At 63.8% G+C, this 12,607-nt stretch carries 8 protein-coding genes; 5 read left to right on the plus strand and 3 right to left on the minus strand.

What is annotated here, in order from left to right; translation table 11 throughout:
- Positions 1 to 94 precede the first annotated feature (94 nt).
- The gene (locus tag DR039_RS07880) at positions 95 to 3,040 is read left to right on the plus strand and encodes a family 20 glycosylhydrolase (protein ID WP_111836832.1); all 2,946 of its coding nucleotides are present in this window, start codon (positions 95 to 97) and stop codon (positions 3,038 to 3,040) included.
- Between the two features lie 238 nt (positions 3,041 to 3,278).
- Here DR039_RS07880 and DR039_RS07885 read toward each other — a convergent pair whose 3' ends face one another.
- Both DR039_RS07885 and DR039_RS07890 read right to left on the minus strand, forming a co-directional pair.
- Positions 3,279 to 5,000 (minus strand): AMP-binding protein, encoded by a 1,722-nt coding sequence (locus tag DR039_RS07885; protein ID WP_407641283.1) that lies wholly within the window; start codon positions 4,998 to 5,000, stop codon positions 3,279 to 3,281.
- 226 nt (positions 5,001 to 5,226) lie between these two features.
- Positions 5,227 to 7,755 carry a HelD family protein gene (locus DR039_RS07890; RefSeq protein ID WP_111836834.1) on the minus strand — a complete coding sequence of 843 codons (2,529 nt, stop codon included), beginning with the start codon at positions 7,753 to 7,755 and terminating at the stop codon, positions 5,227 to 5,229.
- A 222-nt stretch (positions 7,756 to 7,977) separates the two neighbouring features.
- Here DR039_RS07890 and DR039_RS07895 point away from each other — a divergent pair, with 222 nt between their 5' ends.
- Positions 7,978 to 8,904, plus strand: a complete 927-nt coding sequence (locus DR039_RS07895; protein WP_111836835.1) for a PAC2 family protein — start codon at positions 7,978 to 7,980, stop codon at positions 8,902 to 8,904.
- A gap of 3 nt (positions 8,905 to 8,907) precedes the next feature.
- Here DR039_RS07895 and DR039_RS07900 read toward each other — a convergent pair whose 3' ends face one another.
- A complete protein-coding gene (locus DR039_RS07900) occupies positions 8,908 to 9,729 on the minus strand; it encodes a spermidine synthase (protein WP_229116886.1) in 822 nt (273 codons plus the stop codon).
- Positions 9,730 to 9,811: 82 nt separating this feature from the next.
- On the opposite strand from DR039_RS07900, the gene DR039_RS07905 reads away from it, so the two are divergent.
- The 3 genes from DR039_RS07905 to mraZ all read left to right on the plus strand — a co-directional run bounded on the left by DR039_RS07905 (position 9,812) and on the right by mraZ (position 12,489).
- Positions 9,812 to 11,053: a DNA polymerase IV gene (locus tag DR039_RS07905; protein ID WP_111836836.1), complete on the plus strand. Its 1,242-nt coding sequence runs from the start codon at positions 9,812 to 9,814 to the stop codon at positions 11,051 to 11,053.
- Positions 11,054 to 11,187: 134 nt separating this feature from the next.
- Positions 11,188 to 11,574 (plus strand): DUF3040 domain-containing protein, encoded by a 387-nt coding sequence (locus DR039_RS07910; RefSeq protein ID WP_111836837.1) that lies wholly within the window; start codon positions 11,188 to 11,190, stop codon positions 11,572 to 11,574.
- Positions 11,575 to 12,057: 483 nt separating this feature from the next.
- Complete coding sequence (gene mraZ, locus DR039_RS07915; protein WP_111836838.1) at positions 12,058 to 12,489, plus strand: division/cell wall cluster transcriptional repressor MraZ; 432 nt, start codon at positions 12,058 to 12,060, stop codon at positions 12,487 to 12,489.
- The last annotated feature ends 118 nt before the right edge of the window (positions 12,490 to 12,607 follow it).

The raw sequence follows: 12,607 nt of genomic DNA on the forward strand, positions 1-12,607 counted from the left end.
TCGCTGTCAATGTGTGACAGCCGCCTTCCCCCAGGCGCTCCCAGTAAACGGATTTAGCCCGCGCAGCCGGGCACCTCGACGAGGAGGTCAGTCCATGCCCCAAGTAAGCCCACCCCCAGGAGGCCGCAGGCTCCTGGCAGCGACACTCAGCACTGCCCTAGTGGCGTTAGGAGCCGCCACGCTGCCACTGGCGCCAGCCCACGCAGCACCGGCTCTCACCGGCGAAGGTCTGCCCGGTGTAGTGCCTGCAGTCAGCAGTTTCAAAGCTGAGACTACGGCACCTTTCGTACTCACCAGCAGCACACGCCTAGTCATCGGAGATGCCGCCGACGAGTCCGCGCTCGGTGACGAGGCCCGCCTGCTCGCCGCAGAACTAGAAAACCTCAGCGCCGCCAAGGGCCTGGCGCTCAACTCCACTCCCGCCGTCGTCGTCGGTCAAGAAGCTGCGCCAGGAGACATTGTCCTTGACCTACAGCCGACGGTAACTGGCGTTACCACCCACGAGGGCTACAGCCTGAACGTCACGCCACAGCAAGTAAAGATCACCGCCACAGGGGACGCGGGGGCTTTCTATGGCACCCGAACCTTGCTGCAGAGCCTGAGCAGTTCCGGTGGCCTCCAAGCGGGACAGGTAGTAGACCAGCCCGCTATGTCTGTGCGCTCCCTACACCTGGATGCGGCGCGCAAATACTTCACCAAAGACTGGATCATCAACCAGATCCGCGAGATGAGCTGGGTGAAGCTAAACCAACTCCAGTACCACTTCTCCGAGAACGAAGGCTTCCGCCTAGAGTCCAAGACCCACCCGGAGATCATGTCCTCCGAGTACCTCACCCAGGATGAACTCAAGGAGATCATCGCCGAGGGCGCCAAGTACCACGTGGAAATAGTCCCGGCCTTTGATATGCCCGGGCATATGCGCGCCATGCTGGAGAGACACCCGGAACTGCGGGTGGGCAACACCGACGCCGGACGCAAGATCCTGAACTACTCCAAGCCAGAGGCTCGTCAGCTGGTGAAAGAGCTGATTGACGAGTTCGTCCTGCTCTTCCCCTCAACCAGCTGGCACCTGGGCGGAGATGAAGTCTTCCCCCTAGCCGGGAACTCCTACTACCCGTCTCTGCACTCTGACCTAGCGCGGGACTTCCCACAGTTGCTCGCCTACGCCAAGGAGAGCTCAACCGCTGGTGAGAAGGCCACAGTCCTGGACGGCTACGTCCACTTTCTGAATGAGACCGCCAAGTACCTCCAGTCCAAGGGCAAAACCCAGGTGCGGGCTTGGAACGACGCCCTGAGCTACACCGGCACCACGGAGAAGCTTGCGGCAGACGTCGATGTTGCCTACTGGACCGGCTGGCACGGCGCCTTCCCCACAGTTCAGAAGATGGTTGATGAGGGACACAAGCTCATCAACTTCAACGACGCCTACTTCTACTACGTGCTGACCTATCCCACATGGGCCTACTCCACCAAGCCCACCGCTGAGAAGATCTACAGCTGGCACCCCGGCGTCTACCCGAATCACCAGTCTGGCCTGACTCAGACCTGGCCGGACCCCCAGCCCGCCTGGAACCTTGGCTCCTCCTTCGCCATCTGGTGTGACAAGCCCGAGGTTGAGACCGAGGCCCAGGTTGCCGCAGGCGTTAAGCCACTGTTGCGGGCCATGGCCTCCCGGGTCTGGAACCCCACAGACGCCACCGATTTCAACACCTGGAACACCAGGCAGCAGGCTGCGGGGGAGACCCCTGGAAAGCTTGCGCCCATGGCCAAAGTCAAGGCCCAGGTGGCGCTCGGCTCCACTCCGGAAAGCGGCCAGCAGGTCACGCCGGGGCAGGCCATTTCCCGCACTGTCACCTTGAGCTCTGACGCCACCACCGAGGTCAGTGCCACCGTCAATGCTGACATCTCAGGCCTGGGCGGGAACGCCACCGTCAACGGTGCTCCGAAGGTTGAATACGTGGACGCCGAGGGGCAGCCGGTTCCCGACCGGGCAGGCACTAACGTGGCATTAGGACGTCCGGTGACTGCCTCTGGTCAAGAAGCAGACACCGTCTGGTCCAAGGAGAAGGTGGTGGACGACAGCACCACGGGAGACTCCCGCTGGTCCTCTAACTACTCCAACGAGGCCTGGATCGCCGTGGAACTGGCCCAGCCCACTGTGGTAGACCACGTGGACGTGGTCTGGGAGGCGGCCTGCGCCCCAAGCTTTGAGATCATGACTTCCGCTGATGGTAGGACCTGGAAGAGCGGCACCGGTGTGCTCAGCCAGATCTGCCCAAGCAAGAAGCTCGCTGCTGAAAAGCGCAGCTACAAGCTCAACTCCCAAGAACCAGTCAAGTACGTCAAGATGCAGGCCCATTCACGCCAGGCCTTTAACGGTGAGTACTACGGCGTCTCCCTATGGGAACTGCGCGTCTGGGACGGACCGGAGCAGGGCAAGGCTGCCCCACAGCCTGAACTAGACAGCGCTAATGGCGCCATCACCTGGAACGGCACCTTGCCCCAGGGATACAGCTTGCGCCTGACCTGGGAGGAGAAGGTCTCGGCTGGGGCCACTGACGGCACCGTGCTGAGCGAGTCCGTGAGCGCCAAGGTGGGGAACTCGGAGACCGTCTCTGCCCAGAGTGCACACACAGTCAAGGCCGCGGCTCCTGCACCTGAGTCGAAGCCGGCTTATGTGTCTAAGGTGGAGAGTGGTGCTCTTGGCATGGTGCTGAAGGGTGATTGGGATGGTGATGGCACGGTGACTTATGCGGTGCGTGTGGGTACTCGGGTGGTGTTCTATAACGAGAACCGTAGTGATGCTCCGGTTTATGCTTCGGTTTCTTTGGGGCGGGCCGCCGATGAGTTGTTGGTGGGTGATTGGGATGGTGATGGTAAGGACACTTTGGCTTTGCGTCGTGGTACCACGGTGTTGGCCCAGACTCGTTTGACTAGCAGTGCCACTACCAAGGTGAGTGTTGAGGGGATCACTGCTGGCTCGAAGCTCTCTGTGCGTAAGGAGTCGGGTAAGGCGGATGTGATTGTGGTGGTTAAGTGAATTGACCACTTGAGCTGAGGGCCTTCTGGCTGCTTGGTATTGGCTGGGCCTGGTGACCTCCCCCGTGCGGGAGACACCAGGCCCAGCCATATCCTCGGCGCGATCAAGGCAAAACCGCCGACCTGAAAAGCGGATTTCCCCGCCGCCAGCCGCCAATGCCAGCGGCATCAGGAGCCAAATATCCCGCCCCCGAGCAAAAGGAGAAGCAACCAGGCCTGAAGGTGCAGCGAAGGCAGGCCTACAGTTTGCTGGAGTGCCCCTGATCGGAGCCATGATCCGCCAGGTCCTCAACCTTGCTGAGCGTCTGCGAGACCCGTGTCAATAGCTCTTCCCGCACCAGCCGGCGCATGACCTTGCCGATCTGAGAACGTGGCAGCTCCGTGAGGATCGCAATCTGTTTGGGCAGGGCATAGTGGGAGATGGTCTTCTCAGCCCAGGCACGCACCTGCTCCAAAGTCACTGTCTGACCCTCATGCGGCACAATCGCCGCAACCACGGATTCGTCCCCGGAGGCGCCAGGCAGCCCCACCACAGCCACATCTGCGACCTGCGGCATGGAGCGCACAGCCTTCTCCACCTCCGTGGGGTAGACGTTGAATCCGCCAGAGATAATCAGCTCTTTACGGCGGTCGGCCATCACATAGAAGCCGTCCTCCTCTTGACGGGCTAAGTCCCCGGTGCGCAGCCAGCCACCTGACAGCATCACCGCCTCAGTTTCTTCCGGGTTCTCCCAGTACCCGGCGAAGACCTGCGGTCCACGAACAACTAGCTCGCCCACCTCTCCGGGTAGCACCTCCACCTCTGGATGCTCCGGGTCTATCAGCCGCACATCAGTGGAGGGGTAGGGCACGCCTAGTGCGCCAGCGCGCCGTTCCGGAGAGATTGGGTTGCCTAGGATGATGGGGGAGGCTTCAGTCATGCCGTAGCCCTCGATGATTACGCCGCGAGTCAACTCCTCCCAGGCAGCAGCAACCTGAGCGGGGGTAGCTGCCGCCCCACACACCGCCACCTTGCAGGAGGATAGGTCCGCGCCACTGCCTGCCGCCTTGGCAGCAATTCGCTCAAACATGACCGGCACCCCCGGGAAGAAGGTGCAATTGCGGCGTCGCCAGGCGCCCAGCACCAAATCGGCGCTGAACTTAGGCAAGATCACCTGAGTGGCCGCTAAGCCCACCGCGCACAACAGGCACAGGGAGAGCCCAAAGGCATGGAAGAAGGGCAACACCGAATAGAAAGTCTCTTGCCCCTGCGCAGTGACCTGGCTAGCCCACGCCAAGCTCATCTCCGCGTTAGAACGCAGGTTCGCGTGCGTCAGCTTGACCGCCTTGGGAGTGCCCGTGGTCCCGCCGGTGTGCAGCAGCACGGCCACATCTTGCACCTGCGGCTGCGGGTGAGAGGTGGCCAAGGGCGAGCAAGACTCAACCAGCTCGTCCCAGGACGCTACCCCCGCCGGCACCTGCCCACGCAGCTCAGAACGCTGTGCCCGAGCCGCAGCTAGGGGGAGTCGCAGAGCAAAGCGACTAGTCCACGGCAATCCGCGAGACAGGTCGACGGCGTAGACCGCAAGACCACCCAGCCCGGCAGCCCCAAGGGACCCAGTGGCTCGAGTGAGCTTGTCCAGTGTCTTCTCCCAGGCAATCACCACCCGGCCACCATGTAGCTCTAGCTGCTCACGCAATTGGGCAGCTGGCGCCAGCGGATTGTGCTCGGCGAGGATCGCGCCAAGCCGCCAGACGGCGTAGGCCAGCACAACGTGCTGGGGGCAGTTGGGCAGGACCACCGCCACTACGTCCCCCTTGGAAACACCAGCACGACGCAGAGCTTCAGCAGCACGAGCGACCTGGGCGGAGAGCTCAGCATAGGTGGTGGTGGCACCCATAAAGTCGAGGGCTACCCGCTCAGGGAAACTACGGGTGGCTTGTGCCAACATCTCCGGTAAGGGCTGAGTCACCGGTGCAATTGCAGAGGGGACGCCAGGGGCGTAGTGAGGGCGCTGGCATTGGCTGTCTGAGCCCTCGGGCGCAGATCGCTCTGACGTTGCTGAGGTGGGGCGGACGTCGTCGGCGCTGCTCACGTTTACTCCCTTGGAGGGCGATGGCCAACCCACCCAGCGGGGGCGGACGGCTGCAAAATAGAACCTACGTAACCGTAACCTACGGTGTCGTAGGTGGCCAGCGACTGCGCCGTCAGCGTCCTGCCTCCCGCAGCCCCGGCGGCAAGGCCTGCCGACTGAGCACCCGCAGCCGCCGGGTAGGACGAGTCATAGCGACATAGAGATCCCCAGGACTCACCGCCCCCACCGCAGCCGGATCCAGCAGCACCACCGCGTCAAACTCCAAGCCTTTGGAAGCCAGCGGGTCCATTACCGCTAAGCGAGAACGCAGCACATCGTCATCCGGAGCCTGCATCGCCTCATGCAGCGCCGGGATAGCCGCCAGCACGCCGACCGTCTCCTGAGGCTTAGTGCTGATAACCGCTAGGCGCCCAGCGCCGACCCCGGCCTGCTCATCGAGCCACTCAAGCTCAGCTGTCACAGCGGCCCTCAGTGCTGCCTGCCAGGCGGAGTCGTCACCAGCCAACTGCGTCAGGTCATCTACCTGCAGGCAGTTTGGCAGATCGCGTACGGATTTAACGGGATAGACCGCCGGGTGCCCCATGCCAGCAGCTACGTCCTCGGCTGCGCGCATGATTGATGCCGGAGTCCGGTAGCAAACCGTCAGCACCTCCTGGAGCAACGGGGTGGAGCCCCCAACCTGCCTGCGGCCCCGGCCAAGCTCAGGCCGCGACCGCCACTTCTGGCCACTTCCGGATGCCGCTCGACCCGCTCCTTCTTCTGCAGGCGCCGCGCCCAAGGCAGTCAAGATCTCGTTCCAGGTGGCTGGAGCGTGCGGCCCTGAGTATTGGGCCAGGTCACCCACCACCGTGAAAGAACGCACTGGGCAGCGCCGCGCCAGTGCACGCCAGGCCATGGCGCCAAGCTCCTGGGCCTCGTCCACCACTACATGCCCATAGGTCCAACTGCGGTCAGCCCGCGCCCGCTCTGCCAGAGTCAAGCTCGGACCGGTGTCAGCAAAGCGGTCAGCCAGCATCTCCGCAGTGACCAGGCCACCCCCTAAGTCCTGAGACTCAATAGCCTGCGCGGCGTAAGCCACGTCCGCTGCGCGCCGCTTGGCCTCCAGACGTGCGCGCCGCGCCTCCGCATCCTCACTGGGACCTAGCAACTCCGCCAACTCGTCCACCAGCGGGATATCCGCAGCCGTCAAAAGTGAACCCGGCTGCCGCTGCAACAGCGCCCGTTCGTCAACACTCAATTCCGGAGCTAACTCTTCCAGTAACGCTGGACGCGACCACAGCCGCTCCAACAAGCCCACCGGGGTGGTTGGCATCCAGCACAGGTTGATTTCCCGACGCGCATCCCGGGCGGTCCGGATATCTTCGCGTATCCAGGCCTTGGTATCCGGGTCCGAGGCATCCTGCCGGGTCGCAGCCGCGTACTGGTCCGTCAAACAGTCCAACAGGTAAAGCACGAAGGTTTCACGGGCTAGATTGTGTGGCCGCCCAGAACGACGCGCGCGACTAATCGCCTCACGCACATCCTGTGGCAGCAGCTGGAGTGTAGTTCCCTGCACCTCAATGGGACGCGGCTCCGCCGGCACCCGCTGCAGACTGCGCACTGCGCGGCGCAGCACCGGCACCCAAAGCGCTCGCCCCTTGACCTCCGCAATTTCAGCCGCCTCAGTGCCCTGGGCATGTAACCCCGGCACTAAGTCGCCAATAGTGGTGGCCACCACGCCGGTTTCCCCCAGAGAAGGCAGTACCTGCTCTACATAGCGCAGGAACACCCGCGAAGGGCCCACCAAAAGCACCCCCGTGCGCTCCAAGCGCTCCCGTTCTGCGTAGAAGAGGTAGGCCACTCGGTGCAATGCCACCGCCGTCTTGCCAGTGCCCGGGCCCCCCTGAACCACCAGCACGCCTTTGCCCGGGGAGGTCACCACCCGGTCCTGCTCAGCCTGAATCGTGGCCACAATGTCGCCCATGCGCCCATCGCGGGCGGTAGACATGGCAGCTATTAGGGCTCCCTCACCCTGCAGTCCCTCCGTAGCCACCTTGGCGGGCAGCCCCCCAGCCTGGCCGCTTACAGCGTCGACACTGATGAGCTCGTCCTCCAGGGAGATCACCTTACGGGCGCGGGTGTCGATATGGCGTCGCCTGAGCAAACCCATGGGGCGTGAGGCCGTGGCCTGGTAGAAAGCGCGAGCCAGGGGAGCACGCCAGTCCAGCACCACCTCACGGCGTCGCTCATCCTGCAGCCCTAGGCGCCCCACATAGTGCCGCCCGGGTCCACCCACCGGCACAGAACCACTGGCAGAAACCCCCTCAGCAGGCAACATGTCCATGCGTCCGAATACCAGGCGATCCTCAACTCCCTCAAGCGTGCTCACCTGGTTGCTGTAGTGCGCGGCATAGGCGTCCCGCTCACCCCGCGCCTGATGCGTGCCGTGCGCCCCGGCGGACTCCGTGCGGGCCAGGGACTCACGTGCCTGCGAAAGCTGGCGGTCCAACTCGCTGTAAGCCAGGTCCACCAAGTCTTGTTCTGCGGCTAGCTCGCGCTCGCGGACGTTGGTGGAGCCGGTGGGGGCGGCGCTTGCCTCGGCAGCGGAGTTGGCTGGGGAGGCAGGGGTCTTGTTGCCTGGCCGGAAGGCGGAGTCGGTCACAGGATTCCTCTCATGGGCACCCGCTAGGGTGGGTGCAGGCACCTAGTTAGGGCCGATCCATTATTCTCCGTACTGGGGCTATAGCGAACTCTTCACCTGAGGGCGAATCCTCAGCACACTGCCCCTGGGAACACGAAGGGTGCGAAGCGGGTTGCACTGCTAGACCATCACCGGTCACGCTAGACCCAAGCCCGCAGGAAACCACGTCGGAAGGAAGACGGAATGACGCCGATGCTGAGCATCGATCACCCTCAGGGTGAGCCGGTGTCGCCGCGCGTCCTGGTGCACCACTTTGACGGGGCCATGGACGCTGGCCGAGCTGGCTCCCTGGCAGTGGACCAGCTCCTGATGACCCTGCCCAACCAGCGCTTCGCCACCTTCGACGTCGATTCCCTAGTGGACTACCGTGCTCGCCGCCCCGTCATGGTCTTTGACAAGCGTCAGTACGAATCCATCTCCATGCCTGAACTTGTGGTGGACCTCGTGCATGACGACGACGGCACTCCCTTCCTGCTGCTCCACGGACCTGAGCCGGACTACCGCTGGGAGGAGTTCGCTGCCGTCGTCAACCACCTAGTCCAGACCCTGGGCGTGCAGACGGCGATTGGCATGACCGGTATCCCCATGGCCACGCCCCACACTCGGCCCACCTATATCCTCCACCACGGCAACCACCCTGAGCGTTTGCCTGAGCAGCCTGAGTTCTTCGGGCGCGTGGAGCTACCCGGCACTATGAGTGGCTTCCTGGAGTTGCGCCTAGGGCAGGCTGGCTTGGACTCGCGGGGCGTGAGTGCCTCCGTGCCCCATTACGTGGCTCGTGACGGCTTTCCGCAAGGTGCCTCGGCGCTGCTGCGCACCGTTGCTGAGATCACCGGCTTGGCTTTGCCCGTGGGCGACTTGGAGGCCGCTGCCGCCATGAACCGAGCGGAGATCGACGCCGAGGCCGCCGCTCAGGCAGAAGTTGGGGCGGTTGTGGCTGCTCTGGAGGCACAGTACGACTCCTTCGTGCCTGATGATGGCGCTGCCAAGGCGGCCGCGGCCCTTGATCTGCCTAGTGCCGATGAGATCGGAGCCCGCTTGGAGGCTTTCTTGGAGGCCAATGACGCCGCCGGTCCGGACGACGCAAACCTGGGCTCAGCTGGACGCTGAGGCTTACAGCTGCGGCAGGGCGGGATCAGTCAGCTCCCACGTGCGCGCAGGTAGGGGGAGGCGCCGCATCGAGCGTTCCAACTCCTCGCGCTGCTGCGGGGTCCAAGGGGCATTGGCGGCCACCACCACCATATTGCCGCGCCGTTTGCCGCGCGCCACCGCATTATCCGCCACCAACGCGTGCACTTTGAAGGTTTCCCGCACCACTTGCAGCTCTGCGGCTGCCCGGGGGCGTGGCAGCGAGGACATATTCGCCAGGTATAGGCCGCCTGGTGCCAAGGCGCGGGCGCAGGCCTGCGTGAACTCCAAGGTGCGCACGGTTTCTGGCACTACGGCTTGCGCGAAGACATCTCGCACCACCACGTCCCATTCACCCGGACGCAAGGTGGGGGCCACCGCGGCGGCGTCGCCTACCCGGATGCGCAGGGCAGGGGATCGGGGCAGGTCAAACCATTGGCGCACCTTGCTCGCCAGCAACTCGTCCAGTTCCACCGCCAGCTGGGTTGAGCCTGGCCGACTGGCATTCCAGGCGCGGGCCAGAGCACAGGCCGCCCCGCCCAGGTGCACTGCCCGCACCGGCGTGCCAGCAGCAAAGAATGTCCCGATGGCTGCTTCCATTTGCTGCTGGTACTCGAAGTCCAGGTGGGTGGGGTCAGCCAGGTCAATGAAGGATGACTCGGTGCCATCTAGCCGCAGCAGCACCCCCGTATCTCGCCGCTCTAGCTCGGCGGTGCCCAATGACACCGGCACTGGGCCAACCGGCAGTGTGGACAGCTCAAAGCCACCTTTGGCTGCGGTGGTGCGGCGGGAAGCGTTTCTGGTCACAGGGGCACGCTAGCCTGGTGCTGCTGCTTTGAGCACGACAGGGTGAGGTTCAACCCAGGCCGGCGAAAGGAGTGGTGAGGAGATGAGCAGAGCACCACGCAGTGTCCGCGCGCGCAGCTCTTGGGGAGATGACGACTCCGCCACCCCCATACTGCACGTGGACATGGACGCCTTCTTCGCGGCTGTCGAGATTTTGGACCACCCCGAGTTGGTGGGACGCCCGGTGATTGTCGGCGGCACCAATGGTCGTGGTGTCGTGTGCGCAGCCTCCTATGAGGCCCGCGTCTACGGCGTCAGCTCTGCGATGCCCATGAGCCAGGCGCTGCGCCGCTGCCCGCAGGCGGTGGTGCTGCCGGTGCGGCATCGGCACTACTCGCAGGTGTCCCGGCAGGTCATGGCAGTGCTCGCGGAAGTCACGCCCCTGATTGAACAACTCAGTGTGGATGAAGCTTTCCTGGATGTCTCCGGTGCTCGCCGCCGCATGGGCACACCGGTGCAGATTGCCAAGTGGATTCGCACACAGATCCGTGAGCGCACGGGGCTGCCAGCCTCGGTGGGAGTCGCTGCCACCAAATTCGTGGCCAAGCTGGCCTCTTCCCACGCTAAGCCTGACGGTTTGTTGCTGGTCCCGGCGGATGCGACCCGCGACTTCCTGGATCTGCTACCGGTTGGGGCCATGTGGGGCGTGGGGGAACGCTCTGCTGCGGCGCTGGCGCGCTGGGATATCGACGACGTGTGCACGCTTGCTCGCACCGAGCCTCAACGCCTAGAGAAGATCCTTGGCCGTGCGGCCGGGAGACATCTATGGCAACTGGCTCAAGGCATTGACCCACGCCCAGTGGTGCCGCAGCGAGAAGAGAAATCGATAAGTACCGAGTCCACCTTCTACGAGACGATCACGGATGTGGAACACACCCGCCTAGTGCTGCTTGATCAATGTCATCAGGTGGCGGCCCGCCTGCGCTCCGGGCACTTACGGGCCAGAACTGTTGCGGTGAAATTGCGGGGCGCAGACTTCAAAACCATTACCCGCTCCCGCACTTTGCCAGCAGCCACTGATCTGGTGGCACAGATGTGGCCCGCAGTGGAAGCACTGTGGCGTTCGGCTCCCGTGCCTGCGGGCGGCTACCGGCTGCTGGGAGTACGGGCGGAGGGACTGGAGCATGAGGGGGAGGGGGTGCAACTGCTGTTAAATGAAGATCCTCGGAGTGCCCAGGTGGAGCGGACCGCTGACTCCGTTAAACAACGCTGGGGCCAGGAGGCGCTGCGGCCAGCGAGCCTGCTGCTTTCAAGCAAGGCGCCGCATCCTGACAAGCGCCGTTAAGCACTGCCGCAGCTGGGTTTCGGTGATGGGGAGTTCAGCCGGTTTTCCTTAGCGGGGGATGCAGCATATTCTGAGCCCGACTTTGTACGGCGGTCACGGGCGACCGTGACGAGAGCAAGGAATCGAGGTGGACCATGGCCCTGTCTGAACGCGATGAGCGGATGCTGCGGGAGATGGAGCGCCAATTCAGCACCGAGGATCCTTATCTGGCTCAGACCATGAGCAACCCGAAGCCAGTTCCGTTCCACTTCTCTCCCCGCCGGATTGGCGGCGGTGTGGCTTTGGCACTCCTCGGCCTGGTGGCCCTAATCGCAGGAGTGACGGTTCGGCACTCCGTGCTCAGCATTCTGCTCGGCCTCCTGGGCTTCGCCTTGGCTGTGCTGGGAGTTATGCGAGCTTTAAGTCGTGAGCCAGTTAAGCCTGGAACTGTCAGCCGTGGTACCCAGGGTGAAAGCTCCAAGGGTTCCTTCATGTCGCGCCAAGAAGAGCTTTGGGAGCGGCGGCGCCAGTCCGGCCGCTAGAACAACCCCTCGGTCCACCTAGGCGACCAGCTTTAACCCTCCCGTAGCTTCGGTACGGGAGGGTTTGCTGTGCCTGCGCCAGCAGCGGCCGCCAGTGACGCCGCCGGGCTAGGAGCTCCTCCACTTTCCTCCACCGAAGCTGAGCGCCGGGCGGTCTCACCGGGTTTGAACTGTGGGGAGCTTTGTCTGCTATCTCAGTGAATCGCCGTTATTGCAGGCGATTTGAGGGGGCCTGATGGGTATGGGTGCGGAGGTACCAGCTGTGGTTGCTGGTGGTGCGCCACGCCGAAAGTAGTGTCTGAGCTCCGTCTGTTGGCGAAATCCCTCCACCACACACCACCCCTAGCAAGCCGCGTGATTGCAGTGATTCGTTGTGCGGTTGAGTGGATTTGAGGATTCCTATCGATAACAGGGGGAGTAATGTGGAGGAAAGTGGAGTAAGGTGGCGGCCAACCAAAGGTCGAGTGGGAGGAGGGCGCCACCATGTTTATGGGCACACACGCGCCCCGGCTCGACGACAAAGGCCGCCTGATCCTCCCCGCGAAGTTCCGTGAAGAGCTGGCGGGCGGCGTCGTAATCACCCGCGGCCAAGACCACTGCCTCTACGCCTTCCCCGTGAAGGAATTCGAGGAGATGTACCACCAACTCCGGTCAGCGCCGCTGGCTCAGAAGCAGGCCCGCGACTACGTGCGCGTGATGCTCTCCGGCGCCGACCAGCAGGTCCCAGACAAACAAGGCCGCATCACCCTGCCGCAGAACCTGCGGGCCTACGCCGGACTTGAGCGCGACCTGGCTGTTGTTGGCTCCGGGGCCCGTGTGGAGATCTGGGATGCCAAGGCCTGGGAGACCTACCTGGCCGAGCAGGAGCAGGTCTTCGCCGACACCGCTGAGGAGGTCTTGCCTGGGTTCTTCTGAGAACAGACTCAGCCGCCGGGGCCCAGCCATGGGCAACGACCTGCTGAGCCCGTCCCGTGAGGTCTCCAACCGCCACCTCCGACGTCACTTCCCCGGCGCCGGAGCCCCGCGGAGGGAG

Origin of the sequence: Actinomyces bovis (genome assembly GCF_900444995.1) — a bacterium.
GTDB lineage: Bacteria > Actinomycetota > Actinomycetes > Actinomycetales > Actinomycetaceae > Actinomyces > Actinomyces bovis.

Bases quoted from the DNA above. Each gene is read 5' to 3' on its own strand.
- DR039_RS07880 (WP_111836832.1), top strand. From the start codon at position 95: ATGCCCCAAGTAAGCCCACCCCCAGGAGGCCGCAGGCTCCTGGCAGCG.
- DR039_RS07895 (WP_111836835.1), top strand. From the start codon at position 7,978: ATGACGCCGATGCTGAGCATCGATCACCCTCAGGGTGAGCCGGTGTCG.
- DR039_RS07905 (WP_111836836.1), top strand. From the start codon at position 9,812: ATGAGCAGAGCACCACGCAGTGTCCGCGCGCGCAGCTCTTGGGGAGAT.
- DR039_RS07910 (WP_111836837.1), top strand. From the start codon at position 11,188: ATGGCCCTGTCTGAACGCGATGAGCGGATGCTGCGGGAGATGGAGCGC.
- mraZ (WP_111836838.1), top strand. From the start codon at position 12,058: ATGTTTATGGGCACACACGCGCCCCGGCTCGACGACAAAGGCCGCCTG.